Annotated in this window: 1 protein-coding gene and 1 pseudogene; one reads left to right on the forward strand and one right to left on the reverse strand. The window is 61.3% G+C overall.

All coding sequences use genetic code 11. The annotated features are described in order from the left end of the window. The first annotated feature begins 172 nt into the window (after positions 1–172). Positions 173–730: a hypothetical protein gene (locus tag AC1DWT_RS51310; protein WP_477926280.1), complete on the forward strand. Its 558-nt coding sequence runs from the start codon at positions 173–175 to the stop codon at positions 728–730. 304 nt (positions 731–1,034) lie between these two features. On the opposite strand, the pseudogene AC1DWT_RS51315 reads toward AC1DWT_RS51310, so the two are convergent. Beyond that, positions 1,035–1,235, reverse strand: a pseudogene (locus tag AC1DWT_RS51315) (cutinase family protein); the annotation flags it as partial. Positions 1,236–1,464 lie beyond the last annotated feature (229 nt).

The following is a 1,464-nucleotide window of genomic DNA, read 5'->3' on the forward strand; positions in this document are numbered from 1 at the left end:
AGCTCAGGTTGTGCTTCGAAAATTCACTCAGGGACATAGTGTTCCGTCGCTCTGCCTGCCATGTAATAACGGGGCGAGCAATCGAGGATTGCCACAGTCATATACGTCATGGCGGACAGACGTGATTGGGCACGTGGGAGAAGCCGGTGCCGCCCTCCATCACCTTCACGGCATGGCTCCGGATGAGATCTGGGCAACCTACAAGCCCGACACGGGTGCGCTCTACCTCCCCATGGAGCATGGTCGAGGCATAAAAGGCAAGTTCAACAATCTGCACCCAGGCCGGATCGCTCGGCAACTCCTTGGGATGGTTTTGGCGGTTCAGCCTACTCGGGACCTGATCGACAGCCACCCGGGACTGACCGACGCGTATTTCTCGGATGCCCCGACAACGATTGCGCCATTTACGCTACACGTCGCGCTCGCCAACGCCGGAATCGCTTACATTCCAGGGCCACTAAGCGCCGTTACCGCGAATCTGGCTAGGAGTTGCAAAAGCGCCAACACAGACTGCAGGGGGTTGCTGAGTCTCCCGCCATTCCTAGTCATGCTGGTCGACGGGCCGGAAGCGCCCATCGCGTCCACACAGATCGACCACTGGTTCGGGCTCTCTGCAAGAGAAACGTTTTCGAGGAGGGAACGAAAGAACCGATACCCGATTGCAGATCAACGAGAAACGCTCGTCCGGCACCTGTACGACGGCATTGCACGTCTCCCCCAGCTGGAGTGACGACCGAACACAGTCAGCAAACGGGGGATACAGTCTGAAGATCTAGCTGTGGTATCTGCTGGCTGGAGGATCCGAACCCCTGAACTCCACCTCGACTGCGCCGTCAGCATGGGCCGGCCCGTCCTACGTGCGCGCGCCGAGCACGCGCGCACGTAGGACGTCGAACAGCACCGATCTCGCTGCCACCTGGCTATACCAAGGTCCCAATGTTCGCGGCGGATTCGCTGGCGACATCATTGCCAGCATTGCGAACCCGGCGGCCGCGCCGTCGATATCGTTCGGCACCGTTGTGGGGCCCGTGCACTAGCGTGTACGTCCGGGCGCGGGCACCGTTCTTCGCCGCGATAGCCTCCGCAACCGGGGCCAGCATACCCACCGACTGGTTCGGGTCGGCGTTCTCGTTCGTCTCCCACGTACCGGGGATGAACAGGTTGAACGTCGACGCACAGCCAACGGGGTCGGACTGGGCGATCGCGGGCACCGACAGCAGAGCGGTTCCGCACACACCGCCGCGACGATGCGACGCCTCCCCCTGCTGTGCACTCTTACCCGTGATACCCAGTGCGACGTTCACTATCCAGAACGTCGGCGGCATCGACATGCCTGATGCAGCACTAGCTGACTCTTCCGTGCTGTATAGCCACCAGCGGATCCGCCTAGCTCCCGGACCCGACATGAGATGTCAGCACCGGAACGTAATGTGCTCGTACGAGTGGCCGACCGGAGAGGACCTG

The organism is Rhodococcus sp. P4_B6 (genome assembly GCF_056402215.1).